Source organism: Mesorhizobium sp. DxT (genome assembly GCF_058448885.1).
The window spans coordinates 25539-45188 of the sequence record NZ_JBZFLJ010000011.1 but is presented as its reverse complement, the minus strand read 5'-3'; the positions used below and the strand labels follow the sequence as shown (position 1 = coordinate 45188).

26 protein-coding genes and 1 tRNA gene are annotated in these 19650 nt (G+C 63.4%); 18 read left to right on the top strand and 9 right to left on the bottom strand.

Annotated features, from left to right (window positions below; all coding sequences use genetic code 11):
• The first annotated feature begins 105 nt into the window (after positions 1-105).
• Genes ACVJNE_RS19325 through ACVJNE_RS19290 form a run of 8 tightly spaced genes read left to right on the top strand, consistent with a single transcriptional unit; the run spans position 106 to position 6882 of the window.
• Positions 106-603, top strand: a complete 498-nt coding sequence (locus tag ACVJNE_RS19325; RefSeq protein WP_499568227.1) for a flavin reductase — start codon at positions 106-108, stop codon at positions 601-603.
• A 16-nt stretch (positions 604-619) separates the two neighbouring features.
• Positions 620-1549, top strand: a complete 930-nt coding sequence (locus ACVJNE_RS19320) for an AAA family ATPase (RefSeq protein ID WP_368803132.1) — start codon at positions 620-622, stop codon at positions 1547-1549.
• A gap of 6 nt (positions 1550-1555) precedes the next feature.
• A complete protein-coding gene (locus ACVJNE_RS19315) occupies positions 1556-2791 on the top strand; it encodes a vWA domain-containing protein (RefSeq protein WP_499568225.1) in 1236 nt (411 codons plus the stop codon).
• A gap of 36 nt (positions 2792-2827) precedes the next feature.
• Positions 2828-3166 carry an XdhC family protein gene (locus ACVJNE_RS19310; protein WP_499568223.1) on the top strand — a complete coding sequence of 113 codons (339 nt, stop codon included), beginning with the start codon at positions 2828-2830 and terminating at the stop codon, positions 3164-3166.
• 3 nt (positions 3167-3169) lie between these two features.
• The gene (locus ACVJNE_RS19305) at positions 3170-3880 is read left to right on the top strand and encodes an XdhC family protein (RefSeq protein ID WP_499568221.1); all 711 of its coding nucleotides are present in this window, start codon (positions 3170-3172) and stop codon (positions 3878-3880) included.
• A complete protein-coding gene (locus tag ACVJNE_RS19300; RefSeq protein ID WP_499568220.1) occupies positions 3877-5484 on the top strand; it encodes an NTP transferase domain-containing protein in 1608 nt (535 codons plus the stop codon). The genes ACVJNE_RS19305 and ACVJNE_RS19300 overlap by 4 nt, the downstream gene beginning before the upstream one ends.
• Before the next feature lie 42 nt (positions 5485-5526).
• Positions 5527-6426, top strand: a complete 900-nt coding sequence (locus ACVJNE_RS19295; protein ID WP_499568218.1) for an alpha/beta hydrolase — start codon at positions 5527-5529, stop codon at positions 6424-6426.
• Between the two features lie 33 nt (positions 6427-6459).
• Positions 6460-6882, top strand: a complete 423-nt coding sequence (locus ACVJNE_RS19290; protein ID WP_499568216.1) for a DUF1330 domain-containing protein — start codon at positions 6460-6462, stop codon at positions 6880-6882.
• Positions 6883-6891: 9 nt separating this feature from the next.
• On the opposite strand, the gene ACVJNE_RS19285 is transcribed toward ACVJNE_RS19290, so the two are convergent.
• Positions 6892-7926: a DUF1176 domain-containing protein gene (locus ACVJNE_RS19285; RefSeq protein ID WP_499568214.1), complete on the bottom strand. Its 1035-nt coding sequence runs from the start codon at positions 7924-7926 to the stop codon at positions 6892-6894.
• 63 nt (positions 7927-7989) lie between these two features.
• The gene (locus tag ACVJNE_RS19280) at positions 7990-8163 is read right to left on the bottom strand and encodes a hypothetical protein (protein WP_499568212.1); all 174 of its coding nucleotides are present in this window, start codon (positions 8161-8163) and stop codon (positions 7990-7992) included.
• Positions 8164-8373: 210 nt separating this feature from the next.
• On the opposite strand from ACVJNE_RS19280, the gene ACVJNE_RS19275 reads away from it, so the two are divergent.
• Positions 8374-8850 (top strand): hypothetical protein, encoded by a 477-nt coding sequence (locus ACVJNE_RS19275; RefSeq protein WP_444559524.1) that lies wholly within the window; start codon positions 8374-8376, stop codon positions 8848-8850.
• A gap of 59 nt (positions 8851-8909) precedes the next feature.
• Here ACVJNE_RS19275 and gloA read toward each other — a convergent pair whose 3' ends face one another.
• Entirely contained in the window at positions 8910-9350 is a 441-nt protein-coding gene (gene gloA, locus ACVJNE_RS19270) for a lactoylglutathione lyase (protein ID WP_499568210.1), read from the bottom strand.
• A gap of 221 nt (positions 9351-9571) precedes the next feature.
• On the opposite strand from gloA, the gene ACVJNE_RS19265 reads away from it, so the two are divergent.
• Genes ACVJNE_RS19265 through ACVJNE_RS19250 form a run of 4 tightly spaced genes read left to right on the top strand, consistent with a single transcriptional unit; the run spans position 9572 to position 12370 of the window.
• On the top strand, positions 9572-10165 hold the full coding sequence (locus ACVJNE_RS19265; protein WP_499568209.1) for a cold-shock protein: 594 nt from the start codon (positions 9572-9574) through the stop codon (positions 10163-10165).
• Between the two features lie 38 nt (positions 10166-10203).
• Positions 10204-10710 carry a DUF192 domain-containing protein gene (locus tag ACVJNE_RS19260; protein WP_499568207.1) on the top strand — a complete coding sequence of 169 codons (507 nt, stop codon included), beginning with the start codon at positions 10204-10206 and terminating at the stop codon, positions 10708-10710.
• A gap of 26 nt (positions 10711-10736) precedes the next feature.
• On the top strand, positions 10737-11507 hold the full coding sequence (locus ACVJNE_RS19255) for an alpha/beta fold hydrolase (protein WP_499568205.1): 771 nt from the start codon (positions 10737-10739) through the stop codon (positions 11505-11507).
• On the top strand, positions 11504-12370 hold the full coding sequence (locus ACVJNE_RS19250) for an alpha/beta fold hydrolase (RefSeq protein ID WP_499568203.1): 867 nt from the start codon (positions 11504-11506) through the stop codon (positions 12368-12370). The genes ACVJNE_RS19255 and ACVJNE_RS19250 overlap by 4 nt, the downstream gene beginning before the upstream one ends.
• 33 nt (positions 12371-12403) lie before the next feature.
• Here ACVJNE_RS19250 and ACVJNE_RS19245 read toward each other — a convergent pair whose 3' ends face one another.
• From ACVJNE_RS19245 to ACVJNE_RS19230, 4 genes are all read right to left on the bottom strand, one after another.
• Positions 12404-12775 carry a putative glycolipid-binding domain-containing protein gene (locus ACVJNE_RS19245; RefSeq protein ID WP_499568202.1) on the bottom strand — a complete coding sequence of 124 codons (372 nt, stop codon included), beginning with the start codon at positions 12773-12775 and terminating at the stop codon, positions 12404-12406.
• 46 nt (positions 12776-12821) lie between these two features.
• Positions 12822-12980, bottom strand: coding sequence for a putative glycolipid-binding domain-containing protein (locus tag ACVJNE_RS19240; protein WP_499568200.1), 159 nt, complete (start codon positions 12978-12980; stop codon positions 12822-12824).
• The gene (locus ACVJNE_RS19235; RefSeq protein ID WP_499568198.1) at positions 12977-14167 is read right to left on the bottom strand and encodes a winged helix-turn-helix domain-containing protein; all 1191 of its coding nucleotides are present in this window, start codon (positions 14165-14167) and stop codon (positions 12977-12979) included. The genes ACVJNE_RS19240 and ACVJNE_RS19235 overlap by 4 nt, the downstream gene beginning before the upstream one ends.
• A gap of 100 nt (positions 14168-14267) precedes the next feature.
• Positions 14268-15071, bottom strand: a complete 804-nt coding sequence (locus tag ACVJNE_RS19230) for an enoyl-CoA hydratase-related protein (RefSeq protein ID WP_499568196.1) — start codon at positions 15069-15071, stop codon at positions 14268-14270.
• A gap of 110 nt (positions 15072-15181) precedes the next feature.
• Between ACVJNE_RS19230 and cysE the strand changes: the two genes are divergently transcribed.
• Positions 15182-16003: a serine O-acetyltransferase gene (cysE, locus tag ACVJNE_RS19225; RefSeq protein WP_173191590.1), complete on the top strand. Its 822-nt coding sequence runs from the start codon at positions 15182-15184 to the stop codon at positions 16001-16003.
• A 112-nt stretch (positions 16004-16115) separates the two neighbouring features.
• A complete protein-coding gene (locus ACVJNE_RS19220) occupies positions 16116-16325 on the top strand; it encodes a DUF3126 family protein (protein ID WP_173191588.1) in 210 nt (69 codons plus the stop codon).
• Between the two features lie 4 nt (positions 16326-16329).
• Here ACVJNE_RS19220 and ACVJNE_RS19215 read toward each other — a convergent pair whose 3' ends face one another.
• Positions 16330-17055: a hypothetical protein gene (locus tag ACVJNE_RS19215; protein ID WP_499568480.1), complete on the bottom strand. Its 726-nt coding sequence runs from the start codon at positions 17053-17055 to the stop codon at positions 16330-16332.
• Between the two features lie 135 nt (positions 17056-17190).
• On the opposite strand from ACVJNE_RS19215, the gene ACVJNE_RS19210 reads away from it, so the two are divergent.
• Positions 17191-17517: a DUF6949 family protein gene (locus ACVJNE_RS19210; RefSeq protein WP_499568193.1), complete on the top strand. Its 327-nt coding sequence runs from the start codon at positions 17191-17193 to the stop codon at positions 17515-17517.
• A gap of 24 nt (positions 17518-17541) precedes the next feature.
• The gene (locus tag ACVJNE_RS19205; RefSeq protein WP_499568192.1) at positions 17542-18069 is read left to right on the top strand and encodes a gamma carbonic anhydrase family protein; all 528 of its coding nucleotides are present in this window, start codon (positions 17542-17544) and stop codon (positions 18067-18069) included.
• Positions 18070-18287: 218 nt separating this feature from the next.
• On the opposite strand, the gene lipB is transcribed toward ACVJNE_RS19205, so the two are convergent.
• Positions 18288-19082: a lipoyl(octanoyl) transferase LipB gene (gene lipB / locus ACVJNE_RS19200; RefSeq protein ID WP_499568190.1), complete on the bottom strand. Its 795-nt coding sequence runs from the start codon at positions 19080-19082 to the stop codon at positions 18288-18290.
• A 174-nt stretch (positions 19083-19256) separates the two neighbouring features.
• Here lipB and ACVJNE_RS19195 point away from each other — a divergent pair.
• Positions 19257-19341: transfer RNA gene (locus ACVJNE_RS19195), tRNA-Leu, on the top strand.
• Positions 19342-19650 lie beyond the last annotated feature (309 nt).

The window sequence follows — 19650 nt, the reverse complement described above, 5'->3', positions numbered from 1 at the left end:
TGGGACAGGGCGCAACAGGCTAGAGCGGGGCAGGGGCCGGTGCGGCGCTTGGTTGCATCCTCGCCGGAACCTATATGCAGTCAGGATGAAAATGCGGGAAACGCGGTGCTGAAGAAGAATGCTGTCGAGCCACGCCTCTATCGGGAGGCGATGAGCCGTTTTGCGGGTGCGGTCCACGTGGTGACGACCGACGGCCCTTACGGGCGGCGCGGCGTGACGGTGATCGCCGCATGTTCCGTCTCGGACGATCCGCCGACGATCCTGGTCTGCCTCAATCGCGTCAAGACGGACAATGACTGCTTTGCACAGAACGGCGTTTTCGCGCTGAACACGCTGGCGACGGAGCAACGCGCGCTCGCCGACGCGTTCTCCGGCCTTACCGGCCTGTCGCAGGAAGAGCGCTTTGCCCTGGCCCGATGGGAAACCGAAGCCTCGGGCGCGCCCGTCCTGCCCGGAGCAGTCGCCACGTTCGATTGCCAGCTTGTCGAGGCGAAGGATTTCGCCACGCATCGCGTCCTGTTCGGCAAGGTGACAGGTGTGCGGATCGGCGATAGCCTTGATCCGCTGATTTATCACCAACGCGCCTACCGTATTCTCGGATAGGGCATTCGGAGAGACCATGGCCGATACAAAGCCGCGCCCGGTGCCGGGATCGATCGACGAGACAGTCGAGATGCTTGCCGGCGCGGATTATGTCGCCGACCGCGCTCTGGCGACGGTGCTTTTCCTGAGCCTGCGCATGCAGCGGCCGCTGTTTCTCGAAGGCGAGGCGGGTGTCGGCAAGACCGAGATCGCCAAGGTGCTTTCGTCGGCGTTGGGCCGCAGGCTGATCCGCCTGCAGTGCTACGAAGGGCTCGACGTCTCGTCGGCGGTCTATGAATGGAACTACGCCGCGCAGATGATCGAAATCCGCATGGAGGAAGCGACGGGCGAGACGAGCCGCGTGGCCATGGAGCGCAACGTCTTTTCCGAAAAATACCTGATCCGCCGTCCGGTGCTCGATGCGCTGACGGGCGACAAGGGTGCGGCACCCGTCTTCCTGATAGACGAGCTCGACCGCACCGACGAGGCCTTCGAGGCGTTCCTGCTGGAAATCCTCTCCGACTGGCAGGTGACGGTTCCGGAACTGGGCACGATCCGCGCTGCGGAGCCGCCGCTGGTCATCATCACCACCAACCGCACGCGCGAGATTCACGACGCGCTGAAGCGGCGCTGCCTCTACCACTGGGTCGACTACCCGGATGCGGCGCGCGAGCTGGAAATCGTCCATCGCAAGGTGCCGCATGCCAATGCGCGGCTTTCGGCGGAAGTGGTTTCCTTCGTTCAGAAGCTTCGCCAGATCGACCTTTTCAAGGCTCCAGGCGTTGCCGAAACGCTGGACTGGGCCGGCGCGCTGACCGAGCTCGACAAGGTCGCTCTGGATCCAGAAACCGTTTCGGACACGATCGGCGTACTGCTGAAATACCAGGACGACATCGCACGCATCGGGCAGGGCGAGGGACGCCGCATCCTCGACGAAGTGAAGGCCGAGCTGGCCGCGGCGGAATAGCCTCCGATGGTCGAGACGACGATACCCGCGACGGCCGATCCACAGGGGCGCATCGCCGACAACATCGTCTATTTCGCACGCGCCCTGCGCAAGGCTGGCATGCGGGTCGGCCCGGCGGCTGTCAAGGATGCCATCGAGGCGGTGCTTGCCGCCGGGATAGGCGGGCGTGACGATTTCTACTGGACGCTGCATGCCGTGCTGGTGAATCGACGCGAGGATCACGCAACCTTCGACGAGGCGTTCCGGCTTTTCTGGAAATCGCGTGAGCTGATCGAGAAGATGATCGCGATGTTCTCGCCTGTGGCGCCCGACAGCCGCGAACGCGAGAAGAGCCGGGCTGCGGAAACGCGGGTGGCCGATGCGATGTTCGAGGGCCATCGCAAGAACCAGCCGGTTCAGGAACGCCCCGAGATCGAGATCGACGCGCGTTTCACCGTTTCCGGCAACGAAATCCTGCGACAGAAGGATTTCGCGCAGATGACGGCGCGTGAACTTGCCGAAGCGAAACGCGTGATCGCCGGGCTGAAACTGCCGCATGACCGCGTCGCGACCCGGCGTTTTCGGCCGGACCCGCACGGTTCGCGCCACGATGCGCGGGCGATGATGCGCGCAGCGCTGAGGACCGGGGGCGACCTGATCCCGCAGAAATTCCGCTCGGTGCGCGAGATTCACCCGCCGTTGGTCGTGCTGGCCGATATTTCCGGCTCGATGAGCCAGTACAGTCGCATCTTCCTGCATTTCCTGCATGCGCTGAGCGAAAGCCGCAGCCGGGTTCACACATTCGTCTTCGGGACGCGGCTGACGAACCTGACGCGGCAGTTACGCCGGCGCGATCCCGACGAGGCGCTGGCCGAGTGCGCGGCGTCTGTGAAAGACTGGTCGGGCGGCACGCGCATCGGCGAGACGCTGCGCACATTCAACCATCAATGGTCGCGGCGTGTGCTGGGGCAGGGCGCCATCGTGCTTCTCATAACCGACGGGCTTGAGCGCGAGGATACCGTGCTGCTCGAACAGGAGATGGCGCGGCTGAAGCGATCCTGCCGGAGGCTCATATGGCTTAATCCGCTGCTGCGTTTCGACGGGTTCGAGGCGCGTGCGCGGGGCGTGCGGGCGATGCTGCCCCATGTCGACGAGTTCCGGCCCGTCCATTCGCTGGAGGCGTTGTCCGATCTCGTGCAAGCGCTTTCGGCCTCCCGCTCGCGCGAAGCAGACCCACGACAATGGCTGGGTCTTGGCAGGTAGGCGCCTGCGTGACCATATTACGGCTGGAGGCTTCCAATGACACAGGTTGCGACACCCGACGAAGCACGCGATCCGCTGATGATCGCGGAGGAATGGAAGAACGAAGGCAAGGACGTGGCGATCGCCACGGTCGTCGAGACCTGGGGCTCCGCGCCCCGTCCGGCCGGCAGCCACCTCGTGATCGACGCAGAAGGCAATTTCCACGGATCGGTTTCCGGCGGTTGCGTCGAGGGCGCGGTGGTCGCCGAAGCGGTCGACATCATCTCCTCCAGGACTCCGCGAATGCTGGAATTCGGTGTTGCCGACGAAACAGCCTGGCAGGTGGGGCTGTCCTGCGGTGGCCGCATCAGGGTCTTCGTCGAGCGTCTGGGCTGAAGCATGGACCCGACCGTCCTCAACACGCTGAACGCCGAGCGCCGCGCCCGCAGGGCTGCAATTCTCGTGACGGATCTCGCAGACGGCTCCGGTCGCGTGGTGCGCGAGAGCGATACTGTTGCGGGCGGGCTTGGCGAGGCGACGCGGCAGGCCTTTCGCACGGGGCGTTCGCAGGCGATCGAGGTCGATGGGCGCACACTGTTTCTGAATGCACATCTGCCACCACCGCGTATCGTCGTCGTCGGGGCGGTGCATATCAGCCAGGCGCTGGCGCCGATGGCGCGTCTGGCCGGCTTCGATGTCGAAATCATCGATCCGCGCACCGCTTTCGCGACACCGGAGCGGTTTCCTGAAGTCGATCTGCATGCCGAGTGGCCGCAGGATGTGCTGGGACGAAAGCCTCTTGATGCGTTCACGGCCCTGGCGGCGGTGACGCATGATCCCAAGATCGACGACTTTCCGCTGCTTTCAGCGCTTGAGGCCGGATGCTTCTATGTTGGTGCGCTCGGCAGCCGCAAAACCCATGCAAAGCGGGTGGAGCGATTGCTGTCGCAGGGAGCCACGCAGGCGCAGATCGACCGCATACACGCGCCGATCGGCCTGGACATCGCTGCGTCGAGCCCGGCAGAGATCGCGGTCGCGGTGCTGGCCCAGATCGTGCAGGCCCTGCGCACGCGCGGTACCGAACGTGCCAAGGCTGCGGCTGCGGAATGAAATTTGGGCCGGTCAGCGTCGATGAAGCGGAAGGCGCGGTCCTTGCCCATTCCGTAGCTGTGGAAGGTCGGAGCTGGCGCAAGGCAACTGTGCTCGGCGCTGACGATGTCGCTGCCATGAAGGCGGCGGGGCTGAACGAGGTCATCGCTGCGGTGCTGGAACCCGGCGACCTCGACGAAAATGCCGCTGCGACGCAGATTGCCGACGGCCTTGCCGCACCGGGCATCGAAGTGCGGCGCGCGGCGACCGGCCGCGTCAACCTGCATGCCGAAAAGGCTGGATTGTTCGTTGTCGACCGCGCCGCCGTCGATGCGATCAACGCGATCGATCCGGCGATCACGCTCGCCACGCTTGCCGAATTTGCTCCTGTGAGCGCCGGGCAGATGCTGGCGACGGTGAAGATCATCCCGTTCGCGGTGGCCGGAACGCTGGTCGAACGTGCGGCCGACATCGCAGGATGCGGGGGTGTCATAGGACTGCACGGCTTTCAGCCCCGGCGCGTAGGGCTTGTACAGACCGTATTGCCGTCGGTCAAAACGAGTGTGCTCGAGAAGACGGCACGGCTGACGGCGGAGCGGCTCGCACGCTCCGGCAGCATCATCGTGCGTGAAACGCGTACGCGGCACGACGACAAAGAGATGGCGGAGGCGATCACGGCTCTCAAAGGCGAGGCAGACATGGTCATCGTCTTCGGGGCATCGGCGGTATCGGACCCAGATGACGTGATCCCGGCAGCGATAAGAGGCGCGGGCGGCTTTGTCAGCCGTGTCGGCATGCCTGTCGATCCGGGCAACCTGCTGGTGCTGGGTGAACTGGATGGGCTGCCGATCGTCGGGGCACCGGGCTGCGCACGCAGCCCCAAGCTCAACGGTTTCGACTGGGTGCTGGACCGCATCATGGCCGGTCTGCCGATCGGAGACCGCGAGATCGCCGGCATGGGTGTCGGCGGCCTTCTGATGGAGATCGAGACGCGACCTCAGCCGCGCGAGCCGCGGCCGTCACGCAAGGCTGTGGTGGATGCGGTGCTGCTGGCGGCCGGGCGTGGCCAGCGCATGGGCGGCCCCAACAAGCTGCTGTCACGGATTTCCGGCCAGCCGCTCGTTCGGCATGCGGCTCAAGCGCTTTCAGATTCGGGGGTGCGCAGCGTCGTTGTCGTCACCGGTCATGAGGGAGATCGCGTACGGGCGGCCCTTGGCAGCCTCGATGTGCGCCTGGTCGACAACGCCGGCTACGCCAGCGGTTTGGCGTCCTCGCTCAAGACCGGGATTGCGGCGCTTCCGCAAGACGCCGCGGGTGCGTTGGTCGCGCTTGGCGACATGCCGGAGGTGACTTCGGCCCACATCGACATGCTCTTGAAGGCTTTCGTTCGGGAGCATGGCAATGCGATCATTCGGGCGACCCACGCCGGCAAGCGGGGCAATCCCGTCATCCTGCCACGGTCGCTGTTTGCTGCCGTGGCGACGCTTGAGGGCGACACCGGTGCGCGGCAGATCGTTGAAAGCAGCGAGTTGCCCGTGATTGACATCGAGATCGGTGCTGCCGCGAGCCTCGATATCGACACGCCGGAGGCGCTTGCGCTGGCAGGCGGCGAACCTGCCGACTGATGCTCTGGCCTCGCGCGTCACTCTTCGCTTAGAGTCGCACTCATGAGTCCATCGCTCCTTTCGGGTATTCTTCTGAAAACGCTCGCGGTCGCGTTTTGCAGCGCGCTCCTTTCGACGTCCATCGCGCAGGCCGAGTTGCTCGCACCTTTCAAGGACGACCTTTTTGCCTATCCGCATGTGCTCAGGCAGGCAGACGACGGCCTCTACATGGCGGTCGACTACCGTTCCAAGCGCGACATCAATCAACGCGACGAGATACCGGAGCGGCGGGTCAACGGGCGCTATGTCGACCTTTCTGTTCGGCGGGACCAGCAGGATCTACTTGCCACCACAGAGGTCGCGCGCATGCCGCACATGGCCGTCGGACGGCAGCAGAACGCGCGGTTCATCGTGGTCTATCTGTACGGGCAGGGCGGCAATCGTCGCCAGGGCATGGACGACTTCACTTTCGGTGGCAATTTCAACCGGATCAAGAATCTGGCCGCGCGCAACGGCGGCCTCTACCTCACGACCGACTTCTCGGATTTCGGGGCGACGGGTGCGCGCCAGGTCGCGAGCCTGATCTCGCTTTATGCCGCGCACTCGCCCCAGGCGCCGGTGTTCGTTGCCTGCGGTTCGATGGGCGGGGGTATCTGCTGGCGACTTGCCGACAACGAGCGCGTGGCGCCACGCCTTGGCGGTCTGCTCCTGCTCGGCTCGCACTGGGACGAAGGCTTTCTTTCCAGCCGCGCCTTCAAGCGCAAGGTGCCGGTGTTCTTCGGTCACGGTGGAGACGACAGGGTTTTCCCCGTTGAACAGCAGGAACACTTTTTCCGGTCGATCCTGCAGAAATCGCCCGGCTATCCGGCGCGCTTCGTACGCTTCGAGACCGGCAGCCACGGCACGCCTATCCGCATGTCCGACTGGCGCGGCACGCTGAACTGGATGGATGCGTCAAGGTGATGATCATTTGACTGCAATTGGAGGAGCATCCGCATGAGCGAAGGATATGTCGACCCGACGCGGGAAACGTTCGGCGCGTTTCGTCGGCTGGCGGAGGAGGGGCCGATCCACATGCTCAACCTCGTGCGGCTGCGTGACAAGGCTGTGTATCCAGACGGTCGCGCGGCGACGGGGGCGGAAGCCTACGCCGCCTACGGTCGCGAGAGCGGGCCGATCTTCCGCCGTGTTGGCGGCCGTATCGCGTGGTCGGGCGATTTCCGGCTGATGCTGATCGGTCCGGCGGAGGAGCGTTGGGACCGCTGCTTCATCGCCGAATACCCGTCCGGCGCGGCTTTCGTGGAGATGGTCAAGGACCCCGACTACCAGAAGGCGGTGATCCACCGGCAGGCGGCTGTGCTCGATTCGCGCCTGATCCGGCTCAACCCGCGCGAAACGGGGCGGGGATTCGGGGAGTGAGTGCGCCGGCTAAGGAGCCGATTCGTAGTCGACTATGACTTCCGGATTGATCTCGCCGTCATAGGAGCCGTCCACCGCGTAGTGAACGAGCCTGAAGGTTCCAGCCTTGAATTGCCAGGTGCCTGACGTGCCCGCATCGCCCACGCCGCGCCATTTCGAAAATTCCGTGATTGTCAGCGTTGCCGGGTCAAAGGCCGAATTGACGAGGTCGGCAGTTGCGCTGAATCCTTCGAGGGCAATGTGATCCACCGCGCCTTCCCGGTCGTCGTCCACATAGTGAATGTAGAACGCCGGCTTGGCGAAATGTAACGGTTGGACGCCGTCTTCTTCGGTAAAGAGGTAGTGGAGGTGCGATTCGTTGTAGGCGCCGCGATAGCACAGGAAGCGGAACAGCCGCGCCGTGCGTTCCGGCTGATCGTCGTCGTCATGTTCGTATCGGAAGGTCAGGGTGTGGCTGTCCGGTTCCGTGTCTTCCGCGTCGAATGCCGGGGCGATGTCGCATTTGTCGACGGCTGCGGCATCGAATATCGCCTTTGCGCGCTCGGCGACCGGATCGAGCGGAGGCAGTTCCTCGCCGTCGCCGCATTTACGCGGCAACGCCTCGCCGAGTTCCGCGTCGCTCGGGCGGAGCGTGGCGCTTTCGATGTGCATCGGCTCGAACGCATCGCCAGCCACGGACGGGTCCTGTAGGCGCATCGTGTAGCAGCCGGAGAACACACGGGCTGAGCCGTCGCCAGCTTGCGCGCGAATCGCGACAGGAAGCTGGTAGTAGAAGCTACCCGCCGTGCCTTCCTCACGCGCCAGTCCGGTGATCAGCTCCACATTCTGTGTGTCCGCATAGCCTGCGGCGTAGGCCTCCAGATCGGCAGCTGGCGGTTGGGCGAAGTAGCTCCACGCGCGGGCATATTCACGCCTATTGATCGCGTTGTAGAGCGAGCGCATCAGCGCGGCCGGGCTGGAACGGTCGTCGATATAATCCGCATCCTGGGCGACCGCCGGAAACGCTGTGGCGGCAAGGATGCAGGCAAGAGCTGGGCGAAACATCGTCGGTCTCCGTGGTTGACGGAGAGTAACGCTTCCCCTGCGAGAGGAGAAGAAGGCTCCTGGCTAAGACAGGCGCCGTTTTGCCGCTTCGCGGGCGATCCTCGGGAAATCAGCCGGTTTGATGCCGATGTCCGCACGATCCGCCGGGCTCATCGATTCGAGCAGGGCAAGCGTTGCGCGATATCGTTCGGCTTCTACCGGGCGCGGGCGGACGAAGAACTCAGTGAAGAACCCCATGTCAGGCTCCCTTCGGTTTGTCCTCCCGATGGCTGAATATAGATGCCTTCATTCGGATTGTGCAGTGCAGCATGCGCATGGCTGCCATGCGTCCATCTGCCTGGCGGAAATGATGGATCGCGAAAATCCGCAGCAATTTAAGGGAACCTTTTTAACCGGATGCGCTTAGCGTGGGTAACGGACGCAAACGCCTGGGAACGGGAGAATTCGGTGGGCGCAAATGCGGAACTTGATTTTGGTGCGCTGCTGGATCAGCTGCTCGCTGCTACGGCCGATGCCGAGTTCGACGAGCCGGAGGGCGGCGTTGCGCCGTCGCTGCGTGTCGACATGCTGGCCCAGATAGAGCGGCTTCAGGCTGAAAACGTTGCGCTGTTTCCGGATCGTGCGATGCGCGAATACGGCGACAACGCTGAACAGTTCCAGACCAAGACGGAAAAGCAGGCGCCGCAAAGCCCTGCCAACCTGCAGCCAGCGCTGGAGGATCTGTTTTTCCTCGACCCTGATTCGATCTCGCGTGAACTCGGGATCGGGCCGAAGAGCAAGCCGGACGAGCTCGACCGTGCCAGACGCAGCTTTGCCCTGCGTTATCACCCGGACCGTATGCCGGAAGAACTTCGCGAGCGTGCCGCCCTGCGCATGCAGATTGCAAACATGCTGATTGACGAGGCCAAGCGCGGGAAGCGCTGAAGCTTTGCGATACGCTGATGGCAGAGGGCCGCCCTGTTGATGCGGCCCCCAGCCTTTTCCTACCAGTTTCCCGTATTTTCCATCGATGCCCAGGGCTCGGCTTTCGGCTTGGCCGGGCCTTTCTGCAGCAGTTCAATCGAGATGCCGTCCGGCGACCTCACGAAAGCCATGTTTCCGTCGCGAGGCGGACGGTTGATCGTGACGCCGTTGTCCATCAGGTGCTGGCAGGTGGCGTAGATGTCGTCGACCTCATAGGCCAGGTGGCCAAAATTGCGTCCGCCCTGATAGTCTTCCGTATCCCAGTTATAGGTAAGTTCGACCAGCGGCGCCTTGTCGGCGATGCCGGCCTGTTCGTCTTCCGGCGCCGCCAGGAAGATGAGCGTGAATCGCCCCTGTTCGTTCTCGATGCGGCGGACTTCCTTGAGGCCCAGCTTGCGGCAATAGAAATCGAGCGAAGCGTCTACGTCCTTCACGCGGACCATGGTGTGCAGATAGCGCATGATTGTTCCTGTGGGTGGGTCGTGTTTGCAGGCATGATATGGAGCAGGCCGGCATCCGGGGCAACCGTCGGCGTGACAGGCGGGGCTTATCGAAGACAAACCACAGTATTGTCAGCCGCGAAATGTTGAAAAATGCCTACCGGCTCTTGCTAACCCACGATTGCACGGTGTTATCCTGTCGATCAGAATCACTTGGCTGAATTGAAGAAAGGTGTGTCGGGATGGGGGACAAGGCCTCTTCAGAGAGGCGCTACGCGGCCATTGACGAAGCCTTGGGTCCGGATAACGGAGATGAGGCAGCGCTCGCTGAAATGTCGGGTGCGATCAAGTGGTTCGATGTCGCCAAGGGTTACGGGTTCATCCTGCCGGACGAGGCGGGGATGGGCGATGTGCTCCTCCATGTGACCTGCCTGCGCAAGGACGGTTTCCAGACTGCGCTTGAAGGCGCGCGCGTGGTTTGCCTCGTTCGCAGGGGCGAACGTGGCCTTCAGGCTTTCAAAGTCCTCTCCATGGACAACACCAATGCGGTGCACCCGGCCGAACAGCCGCTGGAACGCACGCATGTCAGCGTGACGGCCGAGAGCGGTCTCGAGCGGGCACTGGTGAAGTGGTTCAACCGCACCAAGGGTTTCGGCTTCCTGACGCGCGGCGAGGGCACCGAGGACATTTTCATCCACATGGAAACCCTGCGGCGCTACGGATTGACCGAGCTGCGTCCCGGCCAGGTGGTGCTGGTGCGCTTCGGTAAGGGGGACAAGGGCCTTATGGCCGCCGAAATTCACCCCGATATGGGAACCCTGCCGGTCGCGCATTGATGCCAATTCCTTCCGGCCGCCGGCAGGCAGGACGGTCCATGTTGCGTTTCGCCCGAATATTTCTGATTTTCATCGCCGCGTCCCTTGCCATGGGGGCGCCGCGGGCGTTGAGCGAGATTCCGGTTGCCGAAGGGCAACCGATGATGCTGCCGACCAGCCCGGACGCGCTTGTGGCGGAGGCTGAAGCCGGCGAGCAAAGCTTCACGATCGAAGTGGCGGACACCGACCTGAAAAGGTCCGCCGGACTGATGTTCCGCACCAGCATGGGCGACATGCATGGCATGCTGTTCGTCTTCGAGCAGACGCGCGCCGTGTCGTTCTGGATGAAGAACACGCCGATGCCACTGGATCTCGTGTTCATCGGTGATGACGGGCTGGTTGCGGCGGTGCTGCCCGGCGAACCGTTCTCACTCGCTTCCATTGGTCCCGATGTACCTGTTCGGTTCGTGCTTGAACTGAAACGCGGCACGGCGCAAAAGACCGGCATTTCCGATGGCGTGCGCATACGCCATCCGCTCATCGACCGGGTCGCGGGCGCGGGTTAAGCCGCGCTGCGGAGATATTGCCTTTCATGCAGACCTTTTCACACGACGGCTTCGAGATCGCCTTTATCGACCGGGAGCCTGCGAGCGGCTCCGGCGAGCCGGTGTTCCTAATCCATGGCTTCGCATCCAGCCATCACGTCAACTGGGTTGCCCCCGGCTGGGTGAAAACGCTGACGGAAGCGGGCTATCGCGCCATCGCGCTCGACAATCGCGGCCATGGTCGTTCGACCAAGAGCTACGATCCCGCCGACTACACTCCCGATGTCATGGCCGAGGACGCGGCCGCGCTGCTCGATCACCTCGGCATCGGCAAGGCGCATGTGTTCGGCTATTCGATGGGCGCGCGGCTCTCGACCTTCCTCGCACTGGCGCACCCGGAGAAAGTCGCAACGCTGATCCTCGGCGGGCTGGGCTACGGCATGGTCGACGGGGTCGGCGACTGGGATCCGATCGCCGAGGCGCTTGTTGCGCCCGACCCGGAGGCGATCAGCCATCCGCGCGGCCGGATGTTCCGCACCTTCGCGGACCAGACAAAGAGCGATCGAGAAGCGCTTGCGGCCTGCATCGAGACGTCGCGCGAGCTCGTCGCCGAGGACGAGCTTGGCCGCATCCGCCAGCCCGTGCTCATCGGCGTCGGCACGAAGGACGACATTGCCGGCTCTGCGCAGAAACTCGCCGCGCTGCTGCCGGATGCCGAAGCTTTCGATATCGAAGGGCGCGACCATATGCTCGCTGTCGGCGACCGCTCATGGAAAGCTAAGGTGCTGGAATTCCTGAAGGACCATCCGGTTACATGACACCAACACCGATCGAATTCGCAGGCGCGGAGGGCAACCGGCTTGTCGCCGACCTCTGGGACGGACATGGACAGCCGGTGCTCTTCCTGCATGGCGGTGGACAGACCCGCCGCGCGTGGGATGCGACGGCAAGGCGCGTCGCCGAAAGCGGCATGCGCGCCATCGCGGTTGATCTGCGGGGGCATGGCGAAAGCGAATGGGTGCCGAGCGGCAACTACAGCTTTGCCGACTATGGCGCCGATGCCGTGGCGCTCGTGCGCCAGACGAAGGAACGATTTCACGCAACGCCGGCGGCCGTTGGCGCTTCGCTTGGCGGGCTTTCGATGCTGATCGCGGAGACGCGGCACGGGCCACTGCTCGATTCGCTCGTGCTGGTTGACATCACCCCGCGCATGGATCCGGAAGGTGTTGCCAAAATCCAGGGTTTCATGGGCGAGCGGATGGAAGACGGCTTCGCGACGCTGGAGGAAGCAGCCGAGGCGATCGCCGGGTATCTGCCCAACCGCAAGCGCCCGCGTTCGCTCGACGGCTTGCGCAAGAACCTGCGGCTAGGATCGGACGGCCGCTATCGCTGGCACTGGGACCCGGCCTTCATGACAAGCGAGCGCAACATCAACCTGCATGCGCGCGAGACCATGGAGGAAGTGATTGAGGGCCTGCCAGAGCTGCACCTGCCTGTGCTGCTGGTGCGCGGCATGCAATCCGAGCTGGTGCACGAGGAATATGCCCGCGAGTTCGTCGAGACCGCGCCGTCGGCCAGCTATGTCGATGTCGGCGGGGCAGGGCACATGGTGGCCGGTGACAAGAACGACGTGTTCAGTGCGGCGGTGCTGGACTTCCTGAGCGACCGCGCAGCGGCTTAAGACAGGCAGCGAAGACGCAGTGGCCGCCGTTACCTACGACGCTTGAGTCGAAGGCGAACCAATGGCTTCCCAAAGTCCGGGATAGGCGGTGATGAAGCCGATTTCAGCCACCTCCAGCGTTGCTTCATAGTCGAAGCGCGGTGCGGCGTAGGCGTAACGGGAGTCACCAAGGCGGCGATAGCTTTGGTCGAGCTGTTCCAGGTGTAGCGCGGGGAAGGCGAGATAGGCGGCCGGGGCAGGCGTTTCCTGCCCGACCGAAAGTGCGAGACGCCTTATCGGCAGGATGTTGTTTGCCGGGGTGAAGCCAAGGTCGAGGTCGACAAGTTCGGCCGGTGCATCCTGATCGACGCCGTTGATCTGCCATGCGCCATTCGCCGAGCGTCCGATCTCCAGCTCGATCGGCATGTCGCCCAGCCATCCGGATACGGTCGCATTGCGCGTGCGCCATCCCTTATCGCAGGAGAACCCGGTACCGCAGACAGGTTGGCTGGTTTTCGTGGAGAAAGGTGGCGACACCCTCGATCGACCAGTCGTCGTCGACCGGCGAAAGCCTGCAGCAGTCGTGACCTTCCACGTCGAGCCGGCGCCAGAAGATGACATGGGTGCTCATCGCATCCATCCGTCGACAAATTCGACGCGGCCAACGCCGGCGAACCGGCGCAGGCGTTCGAGCTCGGCCTCGAGCTTCGAGATAAGCGCCTTGGAGTTGCGCACACCGGCTTCCGACCAGAAGGCCCGCACGACGAGCGCGTCGCTCTCGCGCTCGGCCTTGACGTCGATGCGGCCCACCGCCTGCTCGCCGCGCAGCACGGGGTAGACGTAGTAGCCATATTGCCGCTTGGCTTCGGGCACGAAGATCTCGATGCGGTAAAAGAAGCCGAACAGCCGCTCTGCGCGCGCACGGTCGCGCAACAGCGGGTCGAACGGGCTCAGGATGCGTACACGATCCTGCACTTCGTTAGCCTCAATCGCAGCCTCTGCCGCGCCGGGCAGCGCGAAACAGACGCGGGGCTTGCCGTCGCCGACACTCTCGACACGTACCGGCACCAGTTCGTCGCGATTCCTGGCGATCCATTCGTCGACTTCAGCCGGCGTCAGAAGTGCCCAGAACGCAGCGATCTCGCCCCGCGTGGCAAAGCCGAGGCGCATGAGCGCCTGCCGGCATGCCCAGTCGACAAACGCATCATGCTCGACTTCGTCGCGCCGGTGATCGTCGGGGATCACCCGCTCGGTCAGGTCATAGACCTTCTGGAACCCCTCGCGTCGGGCGATGGCGAGGTCGCCGGTGCGCCACAGGAACTCGAGCGCGGCCTTGGAGGGATGCCAGTCCCACCAGCCGGAGGAAGGCTTGTCGCCCTCGAAATCGCGCGCCATGGCCGGGCCGTTGTCGGCAATGTGAGCAAGCACGCGTGTGAGGTCGTCGTCGAAGCCTTCAGTGCCGAAATGGCCCTTCCAGCGTGTGCGCAGCCGCTGCTTCTCCCGCTCGAAGCGGTGCCGCCAGTAGGGGAAGAAGGCGCTGGGGATGATCGACGCGTCGTGGGTCCAGTTCTCGAACAGCGCGCCGTCCTTTTCCACCAGCGTCTGCAGATCGCGGCGGCGGTAGGTCTGGCTGCGCGAGAAGAGGATGTGGTGATGCGCACGCTCGAGCACGTTGACGCTGTCGACTTGGACGAATCCCAGATCGGCGATCGTCGCGGCCAATTCATCCTTGCGCATCGGGCCGGTCCGGCTGCCATCGAGGCCGCAAAGGGCGAGAAGATGTCGGCGGGCCTGGCGGTTGGAAACGAGAATCGTCATGGCTGAAGTTTACGAGCGGTCATCGCTTCATCCACCCGAAAACCGCCATTCGGGCAAGTCGGGATGCTGACAACATTCTGGCAGGAACCACCCGCAGCGTTCAACGGCCCCGAAAAAGCGCTCTTCGCTTTTCACGGAAGGCCAGTCGGCCCTCGGCATAGTCGGCGCTTTCAAATGTCTCGTCGCCAAGCTTACTTGCAACGGCCGCATCCGCTGCGCTGCCTGTCAGCGTTGCACGGATCGAGGCCTTGGATGCCTTCACGGACAGCGGTGCGTTGGCCGCTATCGTTGCCGCGAGTTCGGTCGCGCGCAGGTCGAGGCCGCCAGGTTCCACGATCTCCAGCAGGAACCCTGCGTCCAGTGCGCCTTGCGCGTCGAGGCGTGCAGCCGAGAAAGTCAGGTATTTGGCCAGTTGGGGCCCGAGCGCGTGAACGATGTCGGCCATAGCGTCGACGGGATAGGCGAGGCCGAGCCGTGCGGCCGGAACGCTGAACAGCGCGGTGGTGGACGCGATCCGCAGGTCGCACGCAGCCGCCATGCCGAACCCGCCACCGAAGCAGATGCCCCTGATCGCCGCGATTGTTGGGACAGGACAGTGCCGGATGGCGGCGAAGGTGGCGGAATTTTCGGCTTCGTATTGGCGTGCCTTTTCCGCACGGCCGCGAAGGGTATCGAACTCGGTAATGTCCGCCCCGGCGCAGAAGTCGCTCCCGGCGCCGTTGAGAATGACGGCACGTAGGCTGGGATCGCCAGCCAGCCCTTCAAACAGGGATGTCATGGCCTGCCACATCGCCTGCGACATGGCGTTCTTGCGGGCGGGTCTCTCGATCGTGACGGTCACGACGCCGTTTTCGGCGCGTGCCACGTTGAGAAACTCGGTTTGCGCGATTACGTGATCCGGCATGCGACCAATCCCATTGAACACACGTTCAGGAAAATGCGGTTCATTTGACACTGCAAAGGGATTATGGTTCGCACCGGCCCAAAGCAAGGCGTTTGACACGGGAGGTCCCGATGAGCAGCAGCAGCGTGGCGCGATCCGAGGCGATCCAGCCGGTCGACCCGATCTGGTCGGCGGTCCGGCGCGAGGCGACGGAAGCGGTTGAACGCGACCCGCTCCTGGCGGCGTTTCTCTATTCGACCATTCTCAACCACGACAGCCTTGAGGGCGCCGTCATCCATCGCCTGTCGGAACGGCTCGATCATCCCGATGTGGGGGCCGACCTGATCCGCCAGACCTATGCAATGATGGTGCGCGAGACGCCGGAATGGAGCACGACGGTTCGCGTCGACATTCAGGCCTATTACGACCGCGACCCGGCCTGCGACAGGTTCCTGATGCCGGTGCTCTACTTCAAGGGTTTCCATGCGATCCAGACGCACCGTTTGGCGCACTGGCTGTGGCACAATGGCCGCAAGGACTTCGCGCTCTATCTGCAGAGCCGGTCATCGGCGATTTTCCAGACCGATATTCATCCGGCGTCGCGGCTGGGCAAGGGTATCTTCATCGACCACGCCACCGGCCTTGTCGTGGGAGAGACGGCGCTTGTGGAGGACAACGTGTCTATGCTGCATGGCGTAACGCTTGGCGGTACCGGCAAGGCGGGCGGCGACCGCCACCCGAAGATTCGCCACGGCGTGCTGATCGGCGCTGGGGCCAAGATTCTCGGCAATATCGAAGTTGGCCATTGTTCGAAGGTGGCGGCGGGCTCCGTGCTGCTGACATCTATCCCCAACAACAAGACCGTGGCCGGCGTGCCGGCACGCATTGTCGGGGAAGCCGGCTGCGACGAGCCTTCGCGAGCGATGGACCAGCTGCTGGCCGCCGAAAGCTGACGGGCGCGTTTCCCTTCAGGCATCTTGAAAGCTCCGGCGCGGGCTTTACATGGTCGTGTTCGGCGTGTCAGAAGCGCTGCAACGCAAGCAGAGAGCCCACTGGAGAGCAGGTTTGAAACCCGAAGAAATCAGGAAACTCGACGCCTATTTCAAGCGCACGTTCCAGAACCCGCAGCTTCAGGTGAAGGCGCGTCCGCGCAAGGACGATTCGTGCGAGCTGTACCTCGACGACGAGTTTCTCGGCATCATCTTCAGGGACGATGACGACGGCGATCTTTCCTACAATTTCTCGATGGCGATTCTCGACGTCGATCTGGCCTAAGCCACTATTGGCCGGTCTGCAGCAGGCCGGCCGCCATCTTTTTCACAGCAGCGTCCACCTCGCGCCATGATCCGGCCAGTTCCGCCGGCATGCGGTATGTGAGGTTCAGGCCGTCGGCAATGTGGATGTCGCGCTCGCAAGGCGCGAGCGACTCGCGCGCAGCCGGGCCCGAAAGGCAGCGTGCGACGAAGGGGGCAGGGCCGTCCTCGTCGCCGACGACGAGCACTTCATCGACATAACCTGATTTCTCGCTAAACCGATAGACGGTGAGGCCGCCCGGTCCGGCGCGCCCTTCTCCTTCGATCAGGGCACGATAGATCGGCTCGAACCGGCCGCTCATATCGCGCGACATGATGGGCTCGTCGAAGGACAGGAACAGAATATTGCGCGTGTTGCCTGCGTGGTTGAAATCGTCTCGCGCATCATTGCTGTAGCCATCCATCTGCGGCCAGCGCGCGTACAGGTCGAGGCGCGCGGTGACGCCGCTGCGGCGAGCCGTCTCGAAACGGATCATGTTGGCTGGCACGGCCAGGACATTGTTGCCGATCACAACCTCACGAATGGTGGTATCGTCGCTGTGGCCGGCCAGGGCTATCGACCGACCCCACCATTTGCCAGCCACGCTGATGATGGCCGAAAGCGCGGCAAGAACCAGAAAGGCCACAAATACGCGCGCCATGAAGCGGGAGCGGAGGGGGCTGGCGTCGACGCCTTGCGATTCCTGCAGCATGTCTGCGCGCACGTCCGTCGCCTGTTCCTTTTGTGGTCGTCCCCTTCCGGGACGGGATGCCCGGCATGCTTCTTGCTGCGATGCCGATTGCCATGTCGGGAAGATCGCCTCCGCATGGTAAACGGAGCGTAAACAATGCACTCGCTTGCTCTCATGGCTTATGCTTTCGCCGTCGGTTTGACGTTGTGCGGCCTTGCCGGGGCGATTTTCGAGCTCGTGGCCGGGCGACGGCTCGGGTTTCACCCGCCCTTCGTCAGGCGTGAACGATTCGGGTTCTCACTGGCGCTGATGGTGGCCGCAGGCCCATTCATGCTCACCAACGAGGTGATTGCCGCACGGCGGGCAGGCGCCATCGACTGGACCGCGGCGGCATTGTGCGCGTTGGGCGCTGGAATCTGGGCGATGGCTCTCGGTGTGCTTGCGGTTGAACTTGCGCTTCTCGTGTTGAGGCTCCTAGGGTGATCCGCACCCGTTCGGAGGAAAGACATGCCCGTATACGCGCTTGATGGCCACGTACCGCAGATTGATGACGAGCCGACAATCTGGATTGCACCGGATGCGACGCTGATCGGCAAGGTCAAGCTCGGCAGGGCCGTGGGCATATGGTTCGGCGCGGTGCTGCGCGGCGACAACGAACTGATCGAGATCGGCGACGGATCCAACGTTCAGGAACATTGCGTCCTGCACACCGACATGGGCTTTCCGCTTACGGTGGGGCAGGGCTGCACGATCGGTCACCGGGCGATCCTTCATGGCTGCACGATCGGTGATAACAGCCTCGTCGGTATGGGCGCGATCGTACTCAACGGCGCGCGCATCGGGCGCAACTGCCTGATCGGCGCCGGCGCACTGATCACCGAGGGCAAGGTTTTTCCCGACAATTCGCTGATCGTCGGGTCGCCTGCCAAGGTCGTGCGCGAGCTGGATGGCGAGGCGGCAGCGCGCCTGCGTCTATCCGCGGAAAGTTACGTCGCCAACGCCCGCCGTTTCAGGAACGGGCTGAACGAGGTCTGAGAAGGGCGCCGCCTTCAGCGTTGTGGCGACAGTGGCAGGCGCGCGGGTTCGAAACGCCTACAGTCTACTGGACATTGAGATCAAAAGCCGGTCCCGCATCTATCCGGGCATGCGTCGCGATGCGCTGACGCATGGTCACGTCTGCGCTTGACATGAGAACAAAATAGAAACATAAGGGATACACAACAAATACAGGAGAGAGAAATGGCCGAGTTCGTTCAGGATGTCCTCTCGCTCGTCACGATGAGCGCCTTCGTCACCGCCATGGCGCTGCTCATTGGCTCGATGTGAGGCTCGGGGGAATTTTCCGTTGCGCCAAAAACCTCTTCGAAGGCTGATTTCAGCGCAACGTCGTAATCATCCATTGTGACCGGCAGGCCGAGGTCGACCAGGCTGGTCACACCATAGCCCGCGATCCCGCACGGGACGATGCCGCCGAAATGCGTCAGATCGGGTTCGACGTTGACGGCGATGCCGTGCAGGCTGACCCATCGGCGCAGGCGAATTCCAATGGCGGCGATCTTGTCCTCGGCAGGGCTTCCGTCGGGCAGGGGCGGGCGGTCGGGTCGCGTGACCCAGACGCCGACGCGATCTTCGCGCCGCTCTCCCTTCACGTTGAAGCGTGCGAGGGAGCCGATGATCCAGCTTTCGAGTGCCGCGACAAAAGCGCGAACGTCCTCGCGTCTGCGTTTCAGGTCGAGCATGAGATAGGCGACCCGTTGGCCTGGGCCGTGATAGGTGTATTCGCCACCACGGCCGGTCGCAAAGACGGGAAAGCGGTTCTTGTCGAGCAGATCCTTCGGATCGGCACTGGTGCCGCCGGTGTAAAGGGGGGGATGCTCGACCAGCCAGACGAGCTCCGGTGCGCCAGCCTCCCGGATAGCTGCGGCGCGCTCGTCCATCACCGCAAGGGCGGTCTCGTAGTCCGTCAGGCCCGGCTCGATTCGCCACTCGACGGGCGGGCTGTCGAGGGTGGGCAGGAACAAGGCTTGCATCCGGTTTCGTTCGATCATGGCTGGCTGTCCCGAGGCTCCCCTTGATATGGGGAATCGTGGGAAAAAGGTCCAGTTTCGTAGAACATTGTCCGGCTTTCGTAATTGTACGCAAATCGGTGTCGACGCACTTGTGCCCCGCATACCGATTTGCTACATGCGCCGAGCCGGTTCCGACCGGCCCTTTCGTGACGTGCGGTCGTGGCGGAATTGGTAGACGCGCAGCGTTGAGGTCGCTGTGGGGCAACCCGTGGAAGTTCGAGTCTTCTCGACCGCACCACTCTCCTTAGAGAGACCGAATTCTCGGCAGGCTTGACGGATGTCGGCCTGCACCTCGGAATGTAATTGATCAGTTGAAATCACCGTTTGTAAAGCTTTCCTGACGCCCTCCGGGGATCAGCGGCAATCCCTTGGATTCGGCTATCTCCGCGCGGCGGCCTCTCACCGATGTGCGCGGGCAAACCGGGTCCGTAGCTGAATGCAGCGATGGTCGATCGCACGACAGCGCGCTGTCGAACCCATGGGACGACTACCGGGTCGTCTGGCAGAGTGCCGCAGGCAAGCACGCTGCTGCCCGTTTCAGCGGCGT

What these genes read in the sequence shown, in the direction of transcription:
- ACVJNE_RS19290 (WP_499568216.1), top strand. Translation starts at nt 6,460, where the DNA reads ATGAGCGAAGGATATGTCGACCCGACGCGGGAAACGTTCGGCGCGTTT.
- lipB (WP_499568190.1), bottom strand. Translation starts at nt 19,082, where the DNA reads ATGATCGAACGAAACCGGATGCAAGCCTTGTTCCTGCCCACCCTCGAC.
- ACVJNE_RS19210 (WP_499568193.1), top strand. Translation starts at nt 17,191, where the DNA reads ATGCACTCGCTTGCTCTCATGGCTTATGCTTTCGCCGTCGGTTTGACG.
- ACVJNE_RS19215 (WP_499568480.1), bottom strand. Translation starts at nt 17,055, where the DNA reads ATGCTGCAGGAATCGCAAGGCGTCGACGCCAGCCCCCTCCGCTCCCGC.
- cysE (WP_173191590.1), top strand. Translation starts at nt 15,182, where the DNA reads ATGAGCAGCAGCAGCGTGGCGCGATCCGAGGCGATCCAGCCGGTCGAC.
- ACVJNE_RS19250 (WP_499568203.1), top strand. Translation starts at nt 11,504, where the DNA reads ATGACACCAACACCGATCGAATTCGCAGGCGCGGAGGGCAACCGGCTT.
- ACVJNE_RS19310 (WP_499568223.1), top strand. Translation starts at nt 2,828, where the DNA reads ATGACACAGGTTGCGACACCCGACGAAGCACGCGATCCGCTGATGATC.
- ACVJNE_RS19300 (WP_499568220.1), top strand. Translation starts at nt 3,877, where the DNA reads ATGAAATTTGGGCCGGTCAGCGTCGATGAAGCGGAAGGCGCGGTCCTT.
- ACVJNE_RS19285 (WP_499568214.1), bottom strand. Translation starts at nt 7,926, where the DNA reads ATGTTTCGCCCAGCTCTTGCCTGCATCCTTGCCGCCACAGCGTTTCCG.
- ACVJNE_RS19230 (WP_499568196.1), bottom strand. Translation starts at nt 15,071, where the DNA reads ATGCCGGATCACGTAATCGCGCAAACCGAGTTTCTCAACGTGGCACGC.
- ACVJNE_RS19240 (WP_499568200.1), bottom strand. Translation starts at nt 12,980, where the DNA reads ATGAGCACCCATGTCATCTTCTGGCGCCGGCTCGACGTGGAAGGTCAC.
- ACVJNE_RS19315 (WP_499568225.1), top strand. Translation starts at nt 1,556, where the DNA reads ATGGTCGAGACGACGATACCCGCGACGGCCGATCCACAGGGGCGCATC.
- ACVJNE_RS19295 (WP_499568218.1), top strand. Translation starts at nt 5,527, where the DNA reads ATGAGTCCATCGCTCCTTTCGGGTATTCTTCTGAAAACGCTCGCGGTC.
- ACVJNE_RS19260 (WP_499568207.1), top strand. Translation starts at nt 10,204, where the DNA reads ATGTTGCGTTTCGCCCGAATATTTCTGATTTTCATCGCCGCGTCCCTT.
- ACVJNE_RS19205 (WP_499568192.1), top strand. Translation starts at nt 17,542, where the DNA reads ATGCCCGTATACGCGCTTGATGGCCACGTACCGCAGATTGATGACGAG.
- ACVJNE_RS19235 (WP_499568198.1), bottom strand. Translation starts at nt 14,167, where the DNA reads ATGACGATTCTCGTTTCCAACCGCCAGGCCCGCCGACATCTTCTCGCC.
- gloA (WP_499568210.1), bottom strand. Translation starts at nt 9,350, where the DNA reads ATGCGCTATCTGCACACCATGGTCCGCGTGAAGGACGTAGACGCTTCG.
- ACVJNE_RS19280 (WP_499568212.1), bottom strand. Translation starts at nt 8,163, where the DNA reads ATGGGGTTCTTCACTGAGTTCTTCGTCCGCCCGCGCCCGGTAGAAGCC.
- ACVJNE_RS19245 (WP_499568202.1), bottom strand. Translation starts at nt 12,775, where the DNA reads ATGCCGATCGAGCTGGAGATCGGACGCTCGGCGAATGGCGCATGGCAG.
- ACVJNE_RS19265 (WP_499568209.1), top strand. Translation starts at nt 9,572, where the DNA reads ATGGGGGACAAGGCCTCTTCAGAGAGGCGCTACGCGGCCATTGACGAA.
- ACVJNE_RS19255 (WP_499568205.1), top strand. Translation starts at nt 10,737, where the DNA reads ATGCAGACCTTTTCACACGACGGCTTCGAGATCGCCTTTATCGACCGG.
- ACVJNE_RS19320 (WP_368803132.1), top strand. Translation starts at nt 620, where the DNA reads ATGGCCGATACAAAGCCGCGCCCGGTGCCGGGATCGATCGACGAGACA.
- ACVJNE_RS19305 (WP_499568221.1), top strand. Translation starts at nt 3,170, where the DNA reads ATGGACCCGACCGTCCTCAACACGCTGAACGCCGAGCGCCGCGCCCGC.